Here is a 16,797-nt window from a genome sequence, read left to right on the forward strand (position 1 = left end):
ATTACGCGACTGAAGACTCGTGACTGTCCAAGGCTTTTCCCGTAGCATTAGTTTCCATGTCTGATGCCGCCTATCGCGTGCTGGGGATCGACCCGGGATTAAACATCACCGGGTACGGCGTCGTCGACTTCGCCGCCGGCGGGCCGCGGATCATCGAGGCCGGGGCCATCCGCACCGTCGCCAAGGCCGACATGCCCGCCCGCATCGCCCAGATCTACGCGGACGTGAAAGAGATCATCGCCGAGTTCCATCCCGACTGCGTGGCCATCGAGAAGCTCTACTCGCACTATGGCCATCCGCTCACCAGCGTGCTGATGGGTCACGCCCGGGGCGTGATTCTGCTGGCGGCAGCCCAGGCGGGCATTACCGTGCTGAACCTGCCCGCCACCAAAGTCAAAAAGAGCCTCACCGGCAACGGCCACGCATCGAAGCTGCAGATGCAGCGAAGCGTCCAGAGCGTGTGCAAGCTGCCGGAACTGCCGACACCGCCAGACGTCGCCGACGCGATCGCCATCGCCCTGTGCGCGGGGTCGGGGAGGAGTTACGTCCACGAATGACACGAATGTCACGAATGGGGAAAACAACGGGAGGAAGAATGGAATGCTGGAATGTTGGGGTGTGCTGACTATCCCATCCTTCCATCCTTCCATCATTCCCTCTTTTCTCCATTCGTGTCATTCGTGACATTCGTGGACGTAACGCTTTTTGTTTTATTCTTCCTCCCGTTCGTGATATTCGTGTGGGCATGATTGCACGCATCAGTGGACGTCTGGAGCAGGTGGCCGGCGGGTCGGCGCTGGTCGATGTCGGCGGCGGGCTGTGGTACGAGGTGCTCGTGCCGGGCTTCGACGTCGAGCGCCTCAGCCGCCGCTGCGGGCAGGAGATCGTCCTCTACACCATCCACTATCTCGACGGCGACCCGGCGTACGGCAGCCAGACGCCGCGGCTGGTCGGGTTCCTGGCCGAGGGCGACCGGGCGTTCTTTCGCATCTTCATCACGGTCAAGGGCATCGGCATTCGCAAGGCGCTGCGGGCGCTGATTCGCCGGCCGGCGGAGGTCGCCGCGGCGATCCAGGCCAAGGACGCCAAGCTGCTGTCGATGCTGCCGGAGATCGGCCCGCGAACGGCAGAGCGCATCATCGCCGACCTGCACGGGAAGCTGAAAGACTTCGCCGGCGCCGAGGCGGCGCCCGAAGCGGCGATCCCCCAGGCGGGCGAGGAAGCCATCGCCGTGCTGGTCCAGCTCGGCGAGCGGCGCGTCGACGCAATGGCGCTGGTGCAGCGCGTCCTGGCGGTCGCGCCGGATCTGCAAAAAGCGGAAGACATTATTCAGCAGGCGTACAAGCTCAAGGCGACAGGATTGTGATAACCCGCACGCCCAGGGATAGCAATCCCTGGGCTTGAAGAACACATGGCAAGAGAACGCATAGTATCGGGCGAGGAACTCGGCGGCGACGACGAGCAGCTTAATCGGGCGCTGCGCCCGCAGTCGCTGGACGAGTGCATCGGCATGAGCGATCTGCTGGAGAAGCTGCGCATCTCCATCACCGCCTCGCGACAGCGCAACGAACCGATGGAGCACGTGCTGCTGCACGGGCCGCCCGGACTGGGCAAGACCACGCTGGCGTACGTGATCGCCCACGAGATGGGCAGCGCCATCAAGGTCACCTCCGGACCCGCACTGACCCGCGCGGGCGACCTGATCGGCATCTTGACCAACCTCGACACGCGAGACGTGCTGTTCATCGATGAGATCCACCGCCTCGCCCCGGCCGTCGAGGAGTACATCTATCCGGCGATGGAAGACTTCAAGGTCGACTTCGTCGTCGACTCGGGCATGCACAGCCGCACGATCAACCTGCCGCTCAAGCCCTTCACGCTGATCGGGGCCACGACGCGCAGCGGCATGCTCAGTCCGCCGCTGCGGACGCGATTCGGCATCACGCACCACCTCGATTTCTGGAGCCCGCAGGAGCTGCTGGCCCGCGGCCACATGAGCGCCAGAATGCTGGGCATCGCGTATGAAGAAGCCGCGCTCGAGCTGCTCAGCGAGCGCGCCCGCGGAACCCCGCGCATCGCCAACCGCCTGCTGCGCCGCTGCCGCGACTTCGCGCAGGTCAAAGGCGACGGCCGCCTGACGGTGGCGATGGTCCAGTCGGCGCTGGAACTCGAAGGCATCGACGAGCTGGGCCTGGACGACCTGGACCGCCGGTTCCTGCGGATCATTATCGACACGTATCGCGGCGGCCCGGTGGGCATCGAGGCCGTGGCCGCCACCCTCGGCGACGACACCGACACGCTGGTGGACGTAGTTGAGCCGTTCCTGCTGCAGATGGGCCTGCTGGCTCGCACCCGCCGCGGGCGCCTGGCGACGATCAAGGCCTACAAGCACCTGGGCGTGCAAGGCGCCCCGCCGGCGGACGACTCCCCGCTGTTCGAGCAGGAATAATCCATGCTGCGTCACGCGAATACGTCGCGCGATGTTGATGCGCTGCGTTAGCGGTCGAGCTTGCTCGACGCGGTTGTTTCCCTGAATCCTGAAGCTCGCTCGAAGCGAGTCTCGCTGCAACACGCGCGGGGCAAGCCCCGCCGCTAACGCGGCGCGCCGCGCACACTCTCGACCGCCTCTTTGCCCAACCGCTCCTGGAGCTGCGTCAGATACAGGCTCCGCGGTTCGACGCGCTGGCCGGGGGATTCAATGTGGCCTCTGCCGCTTATCTTTGGGGCGATGCAGCCGATGGCGAAGTTCTGCGAGGTCGGGGGCTTCTGGCAGTCCAAACTCGTCGCCGTGCAGTTCCAGAAGACCACCACCGCCCCGGCCCAGCCGTGACCGGTGCCGCTGCGGCGGCGGTTCTGCACGTTCAGCGGGCCGCACGTCACGTTGTCATACAGCGTGCCGGTCGACCAGCGATGGTGCGGGCCGCTGTCGGCGTGGCAATTCTCGGCCTTGCAGTCGACGAACGCGTTGGGCCCGGGCACGCGCGAGTGCATGACGAAGTCGTGCCGCCCGTTGCGCGCGGTGCATCGCTGTACGAGCGTAAGTTGCCCGGCCAGCGCGAACGAGTACCGCCGCCCGCCGGTGATCTTTGAGACCGGGTCGAGGCAGCGGCAGTCCTGCACCGTGATGCGCCCTGCCGTGGCGGCAACGTTCACGCAGCTATAGGCGAAATGCACTGCCGTCACATCGCGCACCCACGCGTCCTGCACGCACGACAGATGCACCAGGTCCCAGGCGTGCTTCTCGTCGCTGTCGCCCTCAAACACCGACTCGGCCCGCAGGCCCTCCACGCCCACCTGCTCGATTCGCCCGGGCCAGCGGTACTTGTAGACCTCGCCGCCGCCCCATTGATCTTCGATCGCGCAGGTGATCGGCGCGTCGACGGTGACGGTGTCGCCTTCGATCTTCGTAATGACCCGGCGGTATTCCTGCGTCTGCGGCGGCCAGTTCTTCACGGCGTCGTCCGGGCCGCGATTGAGCTTGTCCATCCCCATGGCGGCGATCCAGGCCGCGTTGCCGTGGCGGGCGACGATCACTTCGTCGCCGACGGCTAAGCCTTTGGCCGACTCGACGGCAAACGTCCGCGAGCCGACGGGTACGTAGTTCCGGGAGATCTTGCGGCGGGTGCCGCCTACTTCCTGGGGCTTTCCACTGCCGGCGATGGCGATCAGTGCGTGCTTCTTGCGCCCGGTGGCCACGAGGATTGCGCCCTCCTCGCCGCGCAGCACCACGCCGCTGGTGCGGATGTGGATGGTATCCGAGACCTCATAGCGCCCCTTCTTGAGCAGCACGGCCCCGCGCAGGCCGCCGGCGGCGGGCAGGGCTGCAACCTTGTCGATGGCATCCTGAATGCGCTGCTTCTGGTCGCCGGCCTGGGGCACGAGCGTCTCGCGCACCGGCGCCTGGGGCAGTTTCACGCCACCGCCCATGTACCCGCAGTTGGAGAAGTCCGGGATGCAGTCGCCCTGATCCGTGTACGGCGCGTAGACAAGCTTGCCGTCAGCGCCGACGCTCACGAGCGGGCCTTCCGCACCGACGCACTGCGACAGCAACGCCAGCGCCAGCAGCGCTACTATTCCCGCTCGCATGTGATCTCCTTGGCCGCTTGCGGCTTGGCAGCTTTTGAAATGGTTTACAGATCCCACGCCTTGGCAAATGCCTTAAAGCTGCGATCGAAGGTCTTTTCGACTTCAGCCGGGAAGCAGCACGCGGGCAGTTGCTTGTTCTTGAGGTGGTACGTCAGGCAATCGCAGCAGACGCCGCGGCGGTCGCATCCGTCGTAGCTGCACGTGCAGCGGTCTGTGCTGTTGCTTTGTTTCTTGCAGTCCATGGGGGCGGGTCCTTTATTCGAACAGCTCGGGTTTTCCGTCGAGTCTCTTTTCCAGCAGGTCTGCCGCCCGCAGCGTGAAGTTCGCTTCGGGGTTTTCGACTTTCATCTTTTCAAGCCGCTTCTTGATGTCGGCGGCGCGGCGCCCGAAACGCCGGTCCCAGTCTTCCGACTCGGCCCCGCCGGCCGGGCGCGAGGGCAGCGACTCGATGTCGCGGGCAATGACCAGGAACGCCGCCTCGGCTTTGCGCTCCCGCAGGAACTCCGGATGCGCGACGAGCTTCTTGAGAAGCTGCTGGGCGTCCTCGGCGATCTCCGTGCCCTCATACTGGCGCGCGATGCGGCTGATCAGGTTGGTCGTGGCCGTCGGGGAACTCAGCGGGTTCATGCGCGCCCGCTGCAGCAGCCATCCGCCGTAGGCCTCCAGGTACGTCATCAGCTTTCGAGCCTCGACGCCGGCAGGACCGCTCTGGTCGCGCGACTTGCGGGCGACATTCAGCGCGTCGCCCAGTCGGTCGCGTTTCATGCGCGAGACGATGGCCGCACTGTTGGGGTACGTCCCCCCGTCGAGCATGGGGAACTCCGGGCGGTTCTTGATGCACTCGACGATCTTGGCGAGCATCTTGTCGTCGGGAGCGCCCTGCCAGGCGGCCCGGCCCAGATGGTTGTACACCACCGCGTGAGGATAGGCCTTGGTGCGGGCAGCCGCTTCGGCCTTGGCCTTGGCGACGTGAATGACGGTAGAGGGGAAGTCGACCCGCCGCGCCGCGTCGACGGCGGTGCCGCGAGGCCCGCCCATGGCCACCGCCACGCTGACCAGGCCGTTGCGGCGGTACGCCTTGGCGACTCGCGCCACGTCGTTGAGCCCGCGAATGGCCGCCGGGTCGTCGTGTTTATAGAAGACCAGCACGACGACCTGCCCGACCAGATCGTCGGCAGTGAGTTCCGGACCTGCCCAGACCTCGGTGAAGGACATCGCCGCCAGCGGCGACTGGGCCCATTGAAGCGGCGGATAGGTCCGCGCGGGCGCGCCGGCAAGACTGTCGCCGGTGTCGTCGCCGGGCATTTTGAGCTCATTGCCGGGCAGCTTGAGATCGTCCAGGGAAACGGCGGAAGACTTGCCCTCGATGAGTTCCTTGGCTTTGCGCGTCAAAGCGCTGCCGGGGTAATCGGCCTCCATCTTGGCCGCTTCGGCTTTGAGCTGCTGCAGGAGGGTGGCGTATTTTTTGTCCCACGCTTCCCGCTCGGGTCCTCCGCTGGGGCGGGGGGGGCTGTTCTCGATCAGGCGCTGGATGGTGCGAAACCCCGGTTCGGCCTTGCGATTGATCTGGAAGACCGGATCGTCGGCCAGTTCCGTCAGGCGTTTGCGCGCGTGGTCGCCCAGGCTGCTTCCGGCGAACAGTTTGGACAGCCGCGTGTAGAGCTCGATCGCCTGCGCGGGCGAACTATCCGTCGCCTTGGACGCCTGCCCCTGCAAATAGGAGGCATACGCCGTCAGCCGCGAGTGCAGGCGCGTCGCCTGGGCGGCGACCTTCTTGACGTTGTCGTTGCCGGCGGCGTCTTTCCACTTGGCGCAGTCGGCCATCGCCTCGCCGAGCTTGTCGCGGCGGATCTTGGCGACGATCGGCCCCAGCAGTTCATAATTCGTGTCCAGCACGGGGTGGCCGGGGTTCTCCCGCGCCAGCTTGGTCAGCAGCGGCACAACGCTTTTGTTGAGGGTCTGCGCGTCGGGGAAACCCTGCCAGACCAGCGTCCCGTTGTAGTCGTAGACGGCCATGTGCGGCGCGACGGCGATATTCAGATCGAACCGCTCGCCCGGCACGATCGTCAGGCGGCGGGCCTTGGCGCCCTCTTCCTGGGCCGTCTTGGCGCGATCGTCGGCCTGGCCGAGATATCCGCCCACGCCGACCAGCCCGGCGCGTTGATAGAGCCCCACCAGCGCGTCGGCGTCGGCAAGGGCTTTCTGTGCGGCACGATCGTTGGTCTTCCAGAACACCACCAGGACGGGCTTGCCCCACAGCGAGGTCTCGTCGAGAGGGTCGCCGGCATAGACGTTCTTGAGGTCGACCTTCCCCAGCGGCGACGTGGGCCACCACGGACCTTGCTGCGCCGCGACCGGCGCCGCCGTGGCGGCGGCTATCCCCCACACCATCAGAACCGCCATGACATTTTTCCAGCATCTGGCGTGACACATGAGCATATCTTACCATTGGCGCAGACCGCTGCCAAGCTCGCGATGATCCGCAAGTAATTCGCCGCGCGAACGACTGACGGTGACGGCGCGGCCGGCGCCAGCGCTAAAATGGGACAACGCTATGGCCTTGTATGAAATCAGCGTCGATCACGCCTTCGCGGCCTCGCATGCGGTGTTGATGCCCAGCGGCGAGATGGAGGCGCCCCACCGCCATCACTGGCTGGTGAGCGTTTCGCTGCGCGGGCCTGTCGATGCGACCAGCGGGATGGTCGCGGATTTCCTGGTCGTCAAAGACGCCCTGGCGCGGGCGTGCGGGCTGATGGACGGGATGGATCTCAACGCCCTGAAGCTGCTGGGCGGGGATATCCCCACCGCCGAGCGCGTGGCGCGGTTCCTCGCCGAAGAGATTGCCCGCAACGCCGCCCTGGCGCCGCGGCTCTATCGCGTCGAGGTGACTGAAAGCGCCGGCTGCCGGGCGGCCTTTTTCCCGTCGCTTGACGGCCCGACTAGCCGATCATAGGATGACAGCATGAAAGGCAAATGTGAAAAATGCGACCGCCCCGCCACGGTACACATGACCGAGATTATCGGCGGGGAGAAGATCGAGAAGCACCTCTGCGAGCAGTGCGCGATGACGGCGGGCATTACCATCAAGGCCAACGTGCCGATCAGCCAGATGCTGGAAGATTTCGTGCTGGCCACGTCCAACGCCCCTGAAGAGGCGCCGCTGAGCTGCGACTATTGCGGGATCACCTTCAGCGAGTTCCGCTCCAAGGGGCTGCTGGGCTGCCCCAATGATTACGACGCCCTGGAGCGACAGCTCCTGCCCCTGCTGCGACGCGCCCAGGAAGGCGCCGACCACCACGTCGGCAAGGTCCCCAGCCGCGCCGGAGACGACCAGGCGAGGCAGACCAACATCCTGCGACTGCGGGCGCAGCTTCGCGACGCCGTGGCGGCCGAAAACTACGAGCTCGCCGCTCGCCTGCGCGATCACATTAAAGAGGTTGAACCGTGAGCCTGACGGATCTGACACGACAGGCCGGCGAATGGCTCCGCGGGGCCGGGGCGATGCATGACGTGGTGATCTCGTCGCGCACCCGCCTGGCGCGCAACCTGGCGGGCATGCCGTTCCTGTCCCGCTGCACCAGCGCCCAGCAGCACGAGGTCGAGCAGCGCCTCCGCCGCGAAGTGCTCGATGCCGCCCTGACGCGGGAGATGTTCTACGTGGACGTGGCGGCCGCGGGGCCGCTCGACCGTCAACTGCTCGTCGAGCGGCACCTGATCTCGCGCCAGCACGGCGCCGCCGAGCACCCGCGCGGCGTGGCGGTCAGTTCCAGCGAGACCGTCTCGATCATGATCAACGAGGAAGACCACCTGCGCCTGCAGGTGCTCCGCAGCGGGTTCGAACTTGACGAGGCCTTCGCCGAGATCAACCGCATCGACGACCGCCTCGAAGAGCGGCTGAGCTTCGCCTTCCACAGCCGCTACGGCTATCTCACCGCCTGCCCGACCAACGTCGGCACGGGCCTGCGCGTCAGCGTGATGCTGCACCTGCCCGCGCTGAAGCTCACCAACACTATCGAGAAGGTCGTCCATGCCGCGCAGGATATGCACATGGCCATCCGCGGGCTCTACGGCGAGGGCACCGAGGCCATGGGCGACTTCTTCCAGCTCTCCAACCAGACCACCCTGGGCAAGAGCGAAGGGCAGATCCTCTCGGAGTTCCGCGACCAGATCGTTCCGGCCATTGTCGACTATGAACGCAAGGCCCGCGAGGGGCTCGTGCGCCAGCAGCTCCTGGCGGCCGACGACCGCATCTTCCGCAGCCTGGCCCTGCTGCGCAGCGCCATGCTCATCTCCAGCGAGGAGACGATGTACCTGCTCTCGCTGGTGCGGCTGGGGATCAATCTCGGACGCATCCGCGACGTCGAGCTCAAGACCGTCAACGAGCTGTTCCTGCTGACGCAACCGGCGCACCTGCAGAAGATCCACAATCGCGAAATGGACGCCGCCGAACGCGCCGCCTGCCGGGCGGCGTATATCCGCCAGCGCCTGGCCCCGTGAGGCCTAGCCCGGATATTTCACCGCTGAGATCGCAGAGGCCGCAGAGGTATTTTGAGCGAAGAAACTTACCTGCGGTTCATGCATTTTTCGGGCTAGCCCCTGGCGTGAGGCAGCAGCCCCTCGTAAGGCCGCCCCGCAACCAGTTGCCCATCCTTGACGAACCCTTCCGGGCGCATCTTGAGCCTTTCGATCATCCGCTGACGCCAGACAACCACTTCCGACCCATCGCGCCGCGAGAGGTCTGTCAGTTCCCCCGGATCATTCTGAAGGTCGAAGAGCTGCTCGCTGCCGTCGCCGGGGCGCCAGATGTACTTGTAGCGGCCGTCCGTGAGCATCTGGAACGCCTGGGGGCCGCTGTAGCACGGGGAGTGTTCGCCGTGCAGCACGTCGCGTACGCGGGCGTCGCTGCGGCCGCGCAGGACGTCCACCAGGCTTCGCCCGTCGACGCCGGCGGGGCACTCGAGCCCGGCCAGTTCCAGCAGCGTGGGCATGAGGTCTTCCAGGCAGACGGGCTGGTCGCAGACCCCCCCGCGCGCCAGCGCGAGCTTGCTCGATCCGCAGATGAGCATGGGGATTGCGGCTGAGCCTTCGTAGGGCTCGCACTTGCGGAACATGTGGTGGTCGCCGAGCATCTCGCCGTGGTCGCTGGTGAAGACGATGACCCAGGGCCGCCCGCCGGCGTGGCTCTTCCACATGAAGTCCTGCATGAGCCAGTAAATCTGGTCGTCGATGTGGTTGATGAGGCCGAAGTACCCCGCCTGGGCGCTGCGCAGGGCCTCGCCGGTGAGATTCACGTAATGCGAGTCTATGCCCGCGCCCAGCCCGTCATTGGGCGGCATGGGCGCCCAATCGCCGACGGAAGCCGGCGGCAGCGGCATCCGCAGGTAGCGTTCCATGTAGAACGCCGGCGGCACCAGCGGCGGATGCGGAGCGTAGAACGAACTGGTCAGAAAGAGCGGACGCCGGGCGTCATACGACGCGAGATATTCCCGCGTCTTCCGGGCGACCCATGTGGTCGGGTGAAGGCGCTCATCGAGATGGAACGGCCGCGCTGTCCATCCGTTGTAGCTCATTCCCGCCGCCGCCAGACCGCCGGCGCCGGGGGCGCCTTGCTCGATGGCCGCGGCAAGATCGTCGTCATTGACGTACGACGAGCCGTGCGTGCGGGTCTGGTAGCCGTAGTCCTTTTCGGCCGGGTGCTGGTGCATGTTGCGCCCGATCAGGGCGGTCTGGTATCCGGCGTCTGACAGCAGTTGCGGCAGGACCCGGCCGGTCGTCTCGCAGCCGCCGATGAATCCGACCATGCCGTTGCTAGCCGGGAACTTTCCCGTCAGCAGGCTCCGCCGCGCAGGGATGCACGAAGGGCACGTGGTATATGCACGGCGGAAGAACGTGCCCTGCCCGCCGATCCAGTCGATGTTGGGCGTCAGCACGGCCGGGTGGCGTGCCAGCGAGAGGCAGTCGCCGCGCATCTGGTCGGGCATGATCAGCAGAATGTTCGGGCGTGCGTCAGTCTGGGTCATGCTTGTACTCGATCACGGGGAACACAACTTACCACAGAGACAGCGAGAAAAGCCGAGGAGGCAAGCAAGATCCCGCTTTCGGTATCTTGCTTCGCTTTCCGCGTCTTGTTTGACCCTCAGTGTTCTCTGTGTCTCTGTGGTAAGTCTTTTAACCGCTACTGGCGGATGTGGCCTTGACCGGTCACGATCCACTTATAGGTCGTCAGGTCTTCGGCGCCCATGGGACCTCGGGCGTGGAGCTTGTCGGTGCTGATGCCCACCTCGGCGCCCAGACCGTACTCGCCGCCGTCGCTGAACCGCGTCGAGGCGTTGACCATCACGCTGGCAGAGTCGACCAGGGCGGTGAAGGTTTCAGCCGCGGCGATATCCTTCGTCACGATCGCGTCGGTGTGGGCGCTGCCGTAGGTGTTGATGTGGTCGATGGCCTCGGCCAGTCCGTCGACGATCTTCACCGCCAAAATCAGATCGAGGTATTCCGCCCGCCAATCGTCCTGCGTGGCGGCTTTCATATCCGGTACGATCCGGCGGCAGCGGTCGCAGCCGCGCAGCTCTACGCCGCGGGCGACCATGAGTTCCGCGAGCCGCGGCAGAAACTCCGCCGCGACGGCTGCGTCTATCAGCAGCGTCTCCATCGCGTTGCAGACGCCGGGGCGCTGGCATTTGGCGTTGATGACGATCGTCTCGGCAGTGGCGGCGTCGGCGGCCGAATGCACGTAGACGTGACAGTTTCCGGTGAAATGCTTGATCACGGGGATGGTGGCGGTCTCGACGACGGCGCGGATGAGCCCCTCGCCGCCGCGGGGGATGATCAGGTCGATCAGTCCCTGGGCGGTGGCCATGGCCGTCACGATATCGCGCGCGGGATTGTCAATCATGGCAATGGCATCGGCAGGCAGACCGGCCTGGGCCAGACCCTCGCGCATGGCCGCGGCGACGGCCAGATTGGACTGCATGGCTTCTTTGCCGCCGCGCAGGATGCAGGCGTTGCCGCTCTTGAGGCACAGGGCGGCCGCGTCGGCGGTCACGTTGGGGCGCGACTCGAAGATGATCCCGATGACGCCGATGGGAACGCGCCGCTTCTCGACTCGCAGACCGTTGGGGCGGTTATACGCCTCAATGGTCTTGCCCACCGGGTCGTTCTGGCGGGCGATCTGTTCGATGGCGGCCGCCATCGCCTCCACGCGCGCCTCGGTCAGGCGCAGGCGGTCGATCATGGCGTCGGAGAGGCCCAGTTCATCCTTGCGGGCGAGGTCCCGTGCGTTGGCTTCGAGCACGGTCGCGCAGCGGCGGCGGAGGGCGGCGGCGCAGGCGAGCAGGGCCTGGTCGCGCTGGATGCCCTTGGCGCCGGCGAGGACGCCGGCGGCCTTTCGGGCCTCAGCGCCCAGGAACTGGATGTACTGAGAGGCGGTCATGCGCGTCCGGGGGTCAGGGTTCAGCAGGTTCTTCGGATTTCTGCTGCATCTTGAACTGCACTTTAGGAGCCGGGCCGACCACGTTCAACTGAAGATCGCCCAGGAACCGAATCCGCACCTCTTCGGTTTCCCAGCTCTTGATGTCTTTCTTGTGGCGGTCTTCGAGCACGACGTACGCCTCGATCATGGAGTCGGAAACCTTGGCAATGTCGGTCTTGGGACCGGTGACCTTGATCTTGGGCCTCCACTCCATATCGTCCTTGCGCACGAGGGAGAATTTCGCCCATGTGCCATCTTCGGCCCAGGTGACCGGGCAAAGCAGGGCAACGCTGATGGAAAGTTCCTTGGCGTCGGTGTACTGCCCGATGGTGGCCGAGACGTTGACGGTGGCCCCGCTTTCGACCAAAGCCACCGGCTCGTCGGCGATCTGCGATTCCAGTTTGACTTCGCCCAGCGTGAGGGTCTGGCCGGGCGTGTACGCCCGCAGGTCCTGGGGCAGAGTCTTGAGGGTGGGTTTGGAGTTGGTCTTGCTGAGGATTCGCTGCCAGGCCGACTCGGTGCATCGCACGGCGATGCGGTCGGGGGTGACCTGCGCCTTGCCGTCGAGCTCTCGCCCGACGGGCACGAACTCGACCGGCACCTCGTGGCTGGCCAGCATCTCTATGGTCACCGCAATGGTATCCGGCGAAACTCCCTGCACCGAAAGCCCCAGCTCGTTAAACTGCGGCACCTGCTGGACGATCGGCAGGGCCGGGATGCTGCTGGCTCCGGCAGGGAGCTTCGCCACGTCGAAGCGGGTCAGGTCATCGGCGTTGAACCGCTCGCGATAGATCTCGACGTTGCGGCGGCTGCCCACGATCTTGAAGGCCACCTTCTGCCGCGCCGGCGAGGTGATAATGCGGTCGGGGTCGGTCGAGTGCAGTACGATGCTCGAGGTGAACTCGTGGCTGTCCGTGTGCTGCAAGTCGGCGTAGATCCAGACCAGCACCGAAACCAGCAGCACCCAGAGGGCGTTGCGTCCGCGTTCGAACCACCAGCTCCGCGACAAGGCCCCCCGCTCCTTGACGCCCAATCGCTTGCTCATGACGAGCCTCCCTTGGCCGCGCGGCGGCGTAGCATCACCGGGGGGTTCAGGAAGCTCGTCAGCATCGCCCGCAGGTTCTCGATCTCCAGCCCGATGTACAACTGCCCCTCGCACGCCAGCGAGATGCGACCGGTCTCTTCGCTGATGACCAGCACCACGGCGTCGGATTCCTTCGCCAGGCCCAGCGCCGCGCGGTGGCGGCTGCCCAGAGACGGGTCGACCTCTTCACTTTCGGCCAGAGGAAACTGCACCCCGGCGGCCGCGATGCGCCCCTGGCGCACAATCACGCCCATGTCATGCAGGGGGCTTCCGGGGTAGAAGATGGTGTTGATCAACTGCGGCGAGATTTCCGCGTCGACCACCGTGCCGCTGCGGATCATGGTCGTCAGGCCGACCGATCGCTCGATGGCCACGACGGCGCCGATCTTGTTTCGCGAGAGAAAGGCGGCTGCTTCGAGGAGGCTCTCGATGACGACTTCGGCCTGTCCGGCCGGTCCGCGGAAGAACTGGGCCTGCCCGATCTGGATCAGGGCCCGGCGCAGTTCAGGCTGAAAGGCCACCAGCACCGCGCCGAAGACGAACAGGAGGAACCCGCCGTAAAGATAGCGGATGCGTTCCCATTCGAGGCTTTCGGGAAGGGCGAGAATGACGACGTATCCGGTCACCAGCAGAATGGCGACGCCCTTGATCAATCGCGCGCCGCGGGTTCCTCGCAGGAAGCGCATGACCCACCAGACCACCGCCCCGATCAGCAGCAGTTCGATCAGCACCACGCCGCTCTTGTAGCTGGCCACGCGGTGCAGGTAGGTCATGATGGCGCGAATCAAATCTTCCACGGCGACGCTTTTCGTTGGCTATGCGCACGAGACCACCGCCCTGCAGGGCAGGTTGGCATTACTCTATCGACAAAACCGCGAACGTTCCTGAAGCTTTCCCAGCCCTAGAACTCTACTGATGTTACGCTCAGAATCCAGCGGGGTTCTCAAGACTCCGCCATACCGCCAGAGCCTGGCACGTCGCCGACACGTCGTGAACGCGCAGAATGGTCGCCCCGCCGGCGTAAGCGTACAACGCCGCCGCCACGCTGCCCAGCGTCCTGGCCGATGCCGCCGGGGTGTTCGTCAACTCGCCGATGAATCGTTTTCGCGACGCCCCCACCAGCACCGGGCGCCCCAGGTCGCACAGCGCCGCCAGGCCCCGCAGCAGCGCCAGGTTGTGTTCCAGACGTTTGCCAAACCCGATGCCCGGGTCGACGATGATCTGGGCGGCCTTGACCCCCGCCGCCATCGCCGCGGCGATGCGCTGAGCCAGAAAGCTCCGCACCTCGGCGACGACGTCGCGGTAGTCCGGGTCGCGCTGCATGGTCGCCGGTTCGCCCCGCATGTGCATCAGCACCAGCCCACAGCCGCGCTCGGCGGCCAGGGCGAACATCTCCGGATCGTCGCGACCGGCGGAGATATCGTTGATGATGCTCGCGCCCTGCTCCAGGGCGCAGGCGGCCACGACGGAACTGGACGTGTCGATGCTGACCAGCGATCCGGTGCCCGCCGCCGCCGCGACGCTCGAGCCCAGCCGCGCGATCTGCTCGCCTGGACTGACGCGCGCCGATCCCGGACGCGTGGATTCGGCGCCGATGTCGATGATGTCGGCGCCTTCGCGCGCCATGGCTGCCGCATGCTCAGCGGCCGTGCCGGCATCGAAGAACTCCCCGCCATCGGAGAAGCTGTCAGGGGTGATATTGAGAACTCCCATCACCGCGGGGCGTCCGGTGTGATGGGAGTTCAGGATGTCCTGCAGCGATGCGGCCATGCGGGCATGATAGCCGGATTCGCGGCGATGACTAACGGATAATTTGTCGAACCGCCGAGTCGTTCACACGCCGGTTGTTTCGTCCTGACGCGTGGGGGCTCGCGTTTCAGCCAGCCGCACGGGCAACTGCCCGCCGAACGCCGCCGCCAGCCCCACCAGGAACGACGCCACCAGCAGAACGACCATGAGGATCGAGAAGACGATCCGCACGGCCCGGCTGTCGATGATGAGGAATATCCCCAGGATCATCGCCGAAGCCAGGGCCAAAGCGCCGATCCAGAACAGGACGGGGCGTTTGACGCGGTCGCTGCGCACGGCAAGATACAGATAGAAGATCGTCAGGATAATCGCGATGACAGGCCCCAGATTGTCCATATCTGCTCTCCTTTGTTATAGTGGCGTTATGGCAAGGGCACGCGCCCGTTCTGATCAAGTCTATCCCGGATCCGGAAGAACGTCGCGCAATTTTACCGGCCGATCGGCGTGGGACTGGCCGTTGGTCTTCTCGCGCAGCAGCAGATCGTCAACGGTCGGTTTGTCGAGCTCGCGCCCTTCGGCGATCTGCTTGACCTCCTCGGCCGAGAGCGTTTCGTACTTGATCAGGGCCTTGGCGATCTCGCCGAGTTGGTGATTGTTTTCCTGGATGATCTTGCGGGTGGCGGCGCCGGCCTCGTCGATCAGCAGCCGCACCTCGGCGTCGACGGTCTCGGCGGTCTTCTCGGAGTACTTCGAGCCCGGAGGCAGCATGCCGTTGAACTGGTCGGGATCGTTGGCGTAGTTGACGGCCCCGAGTCGTGGGCTCATGCCCCAGTCGAGCACCATTTTTCGGGCGAGCATGGTCGCCTGGGCGATGTCGCTCTGGGCGCCGCTGGTGATGTCGCCGCAGAAGATTTCTTCGGCCACGCGCCCGCCGAACAGGACGCACAACTGGGCCTTGCAGTACTTCAGGCTGAACAGGTAGCGGTCTTTCTCGGGCAGGGAGAAGGTCGCCCCGCCCATGTTGGCGCGGGGGATGATCGAGACCTTGTGCAGCGGATCGGCGTCGGGCAGCAGCAGTTGCGTCAGGGCGTGCCCGGCCTCGTGATAGGCGGTGACGCGTTTGTCATTTTCGTCGATGACGCGGCTCTTTCGGGCGCGTCCCCAGCGGACCTTGTCGCGCGCTTCTTCGAGATCGGCCTGCTCGACGTATTCCTTGTTGGCCATGGTCGCGGCGATGGCGGCCTCGTTGACCAGCGCTTCGAGGTCGGCCCCGCTGAACATGGGCGTTCCGCGGGCCATGCGCTGCAGGTCGACATCCGGCGAGCAGCGGACCTTCGCGGCGTAAATTTTGAGGATCTCCAGGCGTCCGCCGACGTCGGGCAGCGGGACGATGATCTGGCGGTCGAAGCGTCCCGGTCGCGTCAGGGCCGGGTCGAGCACGTCCATGCGGTTGGTCGCGGCGATGACGATGACCTGGTCGGAGGTGTCGAAGCCGTCCATCTCGACGAGAATGGCGTTGAGGGTCTGCTCGCGCTCGTCGTGCCCGCCGCTGACGAACCCGTGTCCGCGGCGGCGCCCGACGGCGTCGATCTCGTCCAGGAAGATGATGCAGGGGGAGTTGTCCTTGGCCTGCTTGAACAGATCTCGCACGCGGCTGGCGCCGACGCCGACGAACATCTCGACGAAGTCGCTTCCGGAGATGCTGAAGAACGGGACGTTGGCCTCGCCGGCGATGGCCTTGGCCAGGAGGGTCTTTCCGCATCCGGGCTCGCCCACCAGCAGCACGCCGCGCGGAATGCGCCCGCCGAGGCGGTGGAACTTCTTGGGGTTCTTGAGGAACTCGATGATCTCGCCGACTTCTTCCTTGGCCTCGTTGATGCCCGCGACGTTGTCAAACGTGACGGTGGACTGTTCCTTGGTGGTGACCTTGTGGCGCGATCGCCCGAAGTTGCCCAGGAAACCCGCCCCCCCGCCGCCGGCGCCCATCCGCCGGAACACGAAGAACCACAGCAGGAAGAACACCCCCAGCATCAACACCAGCGAAGGCAGAGCGCCGGCCCACCATCCGGCGAACTCGTATTCGTATTTCGTCGTGCCGCCGCGGCTGGCGCCGGCATCGAGGGCTTCCTGCAGCCGCTGGTCGAAGTCATTCTCGGCCGAGAACGCGTAGTTCACGACGAACCGGGGCGGATCGGCGGCGCTGAACCCGGGCGTGTTGGGTCCGACTTCGCCCTGGATCTCCTTTTCGCGCACAATGACCTTGCCTTTGAGATTGCCGTTGCGGGCATAGGTCCAGAAGGCGTCGGGCGTGATGGGCTTCGAGCCGGGCATCCGGGCGAACGCCAGCAGCGCCAGAGCCAGTGCGATGGCCACCACCCACCCCAGCAACGAACGGGTCAATCGCGGC

The 16,797-nt window shown here is 65.6% G+C and carries 16 protein-coding genes; 6 read left to right on the top strand and 10 right to left on the bottom strand.

Going from position 1 to position 16,797, the window contains the following annotated elements:
• Window positions 1-56 precede the first annotated feature (56 nt).
• From ruvC to ruvB, 3 genes are all read left to right on the top strand, one after another.
• Window positions 57-557: a crossover junction endodeoxyribonuclease RuvC gene (gene ruvC / locus ABFD92_20735; GenBank protein ID MEN6506968.1), complete on the top strand. Its 501-nt coding sequence runs from the start codon at window positions 57-59 to the stop codon at window positions 555-557.
• Between the two features lie 188 nt (window positions 558-745).
• On the top strand, window positions 746-1,366 hold the full coding sequence (ruvA, locus tag ABFD92_20740) for a Holliday junction branch migration protein RuvA (GenBank protein MEN6506969.1): 621 nt from the start codon (window positions 746-748) through the stop codon (window positions 1,364-1,366).
• Window positions 1,367-1,411: 45 nt separating this feature from the next.
• Window positions 1,412-2,449: a Holliday junction branch migration DNA helicase RuvB gene (gene ruvB, locus ABFD92_20745; GenBank protein MEN6506970.1), complete on the top strand. Its 1,038-nt coding sequence runs from the start codon at window positions 1,412-1,414 to the stop codon at window positions 2,447-2,449.
• Window positions 2,450-2,592: 143 nt separating this feature from the next.
• Here ruvB and ABFD92_20750 read toward each other — a convergent pair whose 3' ends face one another.
• The 3 genes from ABFD92_20750 to ABFD92_20760 are packed head-to-tail and all read right to left on the bottom strand — an operon-like array spanning window position 2,593 to window position 6,489.
• Window positions 2,593-4,086: a hypothetical protein gene (locus ABFD92_20750; protein ID MEN6506971.1), complete on the bottom strand. Its 1,494-nt coding sequence runs from the start codon at window positions 4,084-4,086 to the stop codon at window positions 2,593-2,595.
• A 44-nt stretch (window positions 4,087-4,130) separates the two neighbouring features.
• Entirely contained in the window at window positions 4,131-4,328 is a 198-nt protein-coding gene (locus tag ABFD92_20755) for a DUF6485 family protein (GenBank protein ID MEN6506972.1), read from the bottom strand.
• Between the two features lie 13 nt (window positions 4,329-4,341).
• Complete coding sequence (locus ABFD92_20760) at window positions 4,342-6,489, bottom strand: hypothetical protein (protein MEN6506973.1); 2,148 nt, start codon at window positions 6,487-6,489, stop codon at window positions 4,342-4,344.
• Between the two features lie 151 nt (window positions 6,490-6,640).
• Here ABFD92_20760 and ABFD92_20765 point away from each other — a divergent pair, with 151 nt between their 5' ends.
• The 3 genes from ABFD92_20765 to ABFD92_20775 are packed head-to-tail and all read left to right on the top strand — an operon-like array spanning window position 6,641 to window position 8,583.
• Window positions 6,641-7,039, top strand: a complete 399-nt coding sequence (locus ABFD92_20765) for a 6-carboxytetrahydropterin synthase (protein ID MEN6506974.1) — start codon at window positions 6,641-6,643, stop codon at window positions 7,037-7,039.
• Between the two features lie 9 nt (window positions 7,040-7,048).
• On the top strand, window positions 7,049-7,534 hold the full coding sequence (locus ABFD92_20770; GenBank protein MEN6506975.1) for a UvrB/UvrC motif-containing protein: 486 nt from the start codon (window positions 7,049-7,051) through the stop codon (window positions 7,532-7,534).
• Window positions 7,531-8,583, top strand: coding sequence for a protein arginine kinase (locus tag ABFD92_20775; GenBank protein ID MEN6506976.1), 1,053 nt, complete (start codon window positions 7,531-7,533; stop codon window positions 8,581-8,583). Before ABFD92_20770 ends, ABFD92_20775 begins: the two co-directional genes overlap by 4 nt.
• Window positions 8,584-8,675: 92 nt before the next feature.
• Here the strand turns inward: ABFD92_20775 and ABFD92_20780 are convergent, their stop codons facing one another.
• From ABFD92_20780 to ftsH, 7 genes are all read right to left on the bottom strand, one after another.
• Window positions 8,676-10,106, bottom strand: a complete 1,431-nt coding sequence (locus tag ABFD92_20780; GenBank protein ID MEN6506977.1) for a sulfatase-like hydrolase/transferase — start codon at window positions 10,104-10,106, stop codon at window positions 8,676-8,678.
• Between the two features lie 155 nt (window positions 10,107-10,261).
• Entirely contained in the window at window positions 10,262-11,518 is a 1,257-nt protein-coding gene (locus ABFD92_20785) for a glutamate-5-semialdehyde dehydrogenase (protein ID MEN6506978.1), read from the bottom strand.
• A gap of 13 nt (window positions 11,519-11,531) precedes the next feature.
• Window positions 11,532-12,602 carry a hypothetical protein gene (locus tag ABFD92_20790; protein ID MEN6506979.1) on the bottom strand — a complete coding sequence of 357 codons (1,071 nt, stop codon included), beginning with the start codon at window positions 12,600-12,602 and terminating at the stop codon, window positions 11,532-11,534.
• The gene (locus tag ABFD92_20795; GenBank protein MEN6506980.1) at window positions 12,599-13,438 is read right to left on the bottom strand and encodes a diadenylate cyclase; all 840 of its coding nucleotides are present in this window, start codon (window positions 13,436-13,438) and stop codon (window positions 12,599-12,601) included. The genes ABFD92_20790 and ABFD92_20795 overlap by 4 nt, the downstream gene beginning before the upstream one ends.
• A 127-nt stretch (window positions 13,439-13,565) precedes the next feature.
• The gene (gene folP / locus ABFD92_20800) at window positions 13,566-14,411 is read right to left on the bottom strand and encodes a dihydropteroate synthase (protein MEN6506981.1); all 846 of its coding nucleotides are present in this window, start codon (window positions 14,409-14,411) and stop codon (window positions 13,566-13,568) included.
• A 63-nt stretch (window positions 14,412-14,474) separates the two neighbouring features.
• Window positions 14,475-14,786, bottom strand: coding sequence for a hypothetical protein (locus ABFD92_20805; protein ID MEN6506982.1), 312 nt, complete (start codon window positions 14,784-14,786; stop codon window positions 14,475-14,477).
• Window positions 14,787-14,846: 60 nt separating this feature from the next.
• Window positions 14,847-16,790 (bottom strand): ATP-dependent zinc metalloprotease FtsH, encoded by a 1,944-nt coding sequence (gene ftsH, locus ABFD92_20810; protein MEN6506983.1) that lies wholly within the window; start codon window positions 16,788-16,790, stop codon window positions 14,847-14,849.
• Between the last annotated feature and the right edge of the window lie 7 nt (window positions 16,791-16,797).

It is taken from the genome of Planctomycetaceae bacterium, from assembly GCA_039680605.1.
GTDB lineage: Bacteria > Planctomycetota > Phycisphaerae > SM23-33 > SM23-33 > JAJFUU01.